The organism is Sandarakinorhabdus rubra, from assembly GCF_010994245.1.
Classification (GTDB): domain Bacteria; phylum Pseudomonadota; class Alphaproteobacteria; order Sphingomonadales; family Sphingomonadaceae; genus Sandarakinorhabdus; species Sandarakinorhabdus rubra.
In genome coordinates, this window is sequence record NZ_WMHO01000274.1 from 1 (window position 1) to 2,918 (window position 2,918).

The following is a 2,918-nucleotide window of genomic DNA, read 5'->3' on the forward strand; positions in this document are numbered from 1 at the left end:
GCGGCGCGGCGAAGAACACGCTCATCGCCTATGGCCGCGACCTCGCGCAGGCCAGCGCCGTTCTGGAGGGCGGCCTGGCGACCGCCGATTCGGCAGCGCTGGCGCGGCTGGCGCGCAGCTGGGCGCCACTGAAGCGCGCCAGCGCGGCGCGCAAGGCCTCTGCGGTGCGGCAGCTGCTGGCCTTCCTGATGGCCGAAGGCCTGCGCACCGATGATCCGGGGCGCGATCTGGCGCTGCCGCAGGCGGCGCGGCCGCTGCCCAAGGTGCTGGGGGCCGGCGACGTGACCCGCCTGTTCGCGGTATTGGCCGAGAAGCTTGCCGCAGCGCCCGACGATCCCGCCACCCTGCGCCTGTCCGCCCTGATCGAGCTGCTCTATGGCTCGGGCCTCAGGGCCAGCGAGCTGGTGGCGCTGCCCCGTCATGCGTTGAAAGCTGGGCGCGGCCACATGGTGATCACCGGCAAGGGCGACAAGGAACGGCTGGTGCCCGTCTCGCGCCGCGCCGAAGCCGCCGCGCTGGCGTGGAGCCAGCACGTGCCCGCCAGCAGCCGCTATCTGTTCCCTGCTGGCCGCGCCGGCAGCGCTGCCGGGCACCTGACGCGCCTCAGGCTGTGGCAGCTGGTCAAGTCGCTGGCCGCCGATGCCGGCATCCCGCCGCAACGCATATCCCCGCATGTGCTGCGCCATGCCTTTGCCACCCATCTGCTGGAAGGCGGCGCGGACTTGCGGATCGTGCAGACCCTGCTCGGCCACGCCGATATCGCCACCACCCAGATCTATACCCATGTTGCCGCCGCCACGCTGGTGGAGCTCGTTAATTCCCGGCATCCCTTGGCCGATGAGTCGAATTGAACAGGTGACTTGGCGGCCGCTTGCCGGTTAACCAGCGCACATGAGCACCGAGACCCTGTTCCGCCCCTTCACCTTGAATGGCCTCACCCTGCCCAACCGGGTGGTCATGGCACCGATGACGCGCAGCTTCTCGCCCGGCGGCCAGCCTGGCACCAACGTGGCCGACTATTATCGCCGCCGCGCCGAGGGCGGTGTCGGCCTGATCATCACCGAAGGCACCGCGGTTGAGCGCACCGGCGCGGCCAACGATCCCAACGTGCCACATTTCTTCGGGTCAGCGCTGAATGGCTGGGGCGAGGTGGTGACGGCGGTGCACGGCGCCGCGGGCCGCATTGCGCCCCAGCTGTGGCATGTCGGCGCGCTGCCCAACCGCCGCAACCCCAAGGGCGAGGAAGCCGAAAGCCCGTCCGGCCTCTACATGCCGGGCAAGCAGAATGGCCACGCGATGAGCGATGCCGAAGTGGCCGACGCGATTGCCGCCTTCGCTCGTGCCGCCGGCGATGCGAAGCGGCTGGGCTTCGACGCGGTCGAACTGCACGGCGCCCATGGCTATCTGATCGATCAGTTTTTCTGGGGTGAGACCAACCGGCGCAGCGATCGCTGGGGCGGCGACACGCTTCCGGAACGCGCGCGCTTTGCCGCCGAGCTGCTGAAGGCGGTGCGCGCCGCAGTTGGCCCTGATTTCCCGGTGATCATCCGCCTGTCGCAGTGGAAGCAGCAGGATTTCGGCTATCGCCTCGCGCCCACGCCGGATGAACTGCTGGCCTGGCTGGGGCCGCTCGCTGATGCCGGGGCGGACGCCTTCCACTGCTCGCAGCGCCGCTTCTGGGAGCCGGAGTTTCCCGACATCGACGGGGATGACGGCCTCAACTTCGCCGGCTGGGCGAAGAAATTGACCGGCAAGCCCACCATCACGGTGGGCAGCGTTGGCCTCACCGGCGAGTTCGTGGCCGGTATGCAGGGCGAGGCCTCCAAGCCCGCCAGCCTCGACAATCTGCTGGCCCGGCTAGCGCGCGACGAGTTCGACCTGGTGGCAGTGGGCCGCGCGCTGATCGTCGATCCTGACTGGGCGTTGAAGGTCCGCGATGGCCGCCACGCCGAACTGACGGATTATACCACCGAAAGCCTGATGACGCTGGTATAGGGCTGCCGATGCAGGTTGATGAAGACAATGTGCCGATCCTGGTCAATGCGCCAGGCGAACGGTCGCTCAGGCCCAAGGACGCCGCGACTCTGCTGGTGATCCGCCGCGATGGCCGATCCCCGCGCGTGCTCATGGGCCGCCGGGCCAAGGGCCATGTCTTCATGGCCAGCAAGTGGGTGTTCCCCGGTGGCCGCATCCACCCGTCGGATTATCGGGTGCCGGCCGCCAGTGAGCTCGATATCGAAGCGGCCGCCCCGCTGCTGCGCACGGCGCCGGCTGCGAAGGCGCGGGCGCTTGCGGCGGCGGCGGTGCGCGAACTGTTCGAGGAAACCGGCCTCGTGCTGGGCGCACCGGGTATGGCCCGCACCCGATCGAAGGAATGGCGCGATTTTCTGGCCACCGGCCGGCTCCCCCACCTGGCGCCGCTGCGCTTTGTTGGCCGCGCCATCACCCCGCCGGTGCGCCCGCGCCGGTTTGACGCGCGCTTCTTCACCGTGGAGGCCGAGCATCTGGCCAGCCTCGATCCCGGCAGCGGTTGCGGCGAACTGGACGAGATCGCCTGGTTCAATTGGGAAGAGGCTGCTGCGCTCGACCTGCCCAGCATAACCCGCGCCATCCTGGCGGACGTGGCGGCGCGTCTCGATGATCCGGCGCGGCCCATCCCCTATCACCGTTTCGACAACGGCCGGCACCGCCTGCTCACCCTGTGACCCGCATCCTGCGCCTGGCGCTTGGTGACTTTCGCAACCATGCCGCCGCCCAACTGGTGGTGACCGGGACCTTTGTGGCGATCACCGGCGAGAACGGCGCCGGCAAGACCAATATCCTCGAAGCCCTGTCGCTGCTGGCGCCGGGGCGCGGCCTGCGCGGCGCTGCCCTGGCCGATATCGCGCGCCAGGGCGGCCCCGGTGGCTGGAGCGTGG

General features: G+C 69.6%; 4 protein-coding genes. All 4 read left to right on the forward strand.

What is annotated here, in order from left to right:
* Positions 1-851: tyrosine-type recombinase/integrase (locus tag GJV64_RS13205; protein WP_164157795.1), on the forward strand; the 851-nt coding region annotated here is incomplete at its 5' end.
* Positions 852-891: 40 nt separating this feature from the next.
* A complete protein-coding gene (locus GJV64_RS13210; RefSeq protein WP_164157799.1) occupies positions 892-1,995 on the forward strand; it encodes an NADH:flavin oxidoreductase in 1,104 nt (367 codons plus the stop codon).
* An 8-nt stretch (positions 1,996-2,003) separates the two neighbouring features.
* Positions 2,004-2,705 carry an NUDIX hydrolase gene (locus tag GJV64_RS13215; RefSeq protein ID WP_164157801.1) on the forward strand — a complete coding sequence of 234 codons (702 nt, stop codon included), beginning with the start codon at positions 2,004-2,006 and terminating at the stop codon, positions 2,703-2,705.
* On the forward strand, positions 2,702-2,918 hold a 217-nt coding region (locus GJV64_RS13220; RefSeq protein ID WP_164157804.1), incomplete at its 3' end, for an AAA family ATPase. The genes GJV64_RS13215 and GJV64_RS13220, both read left to right, overlap by 4 nt.

Coding starts and splice junctions, on each gene's coding strand:
- GJV64_RS13210 (WP_164157799.1), top strand. CDS start 892: ATGAGCACCGAGACCCTGTTCCGCCCCTTCACCTTGAATGGCCTCACC.
- GJV64_RS13215 (WP_164157801.1), top strand. CDS start 2,004: ATGCAGGTTGATGAAGACAATGTGCCGATCCTGGTCAATGCGCCAGGC.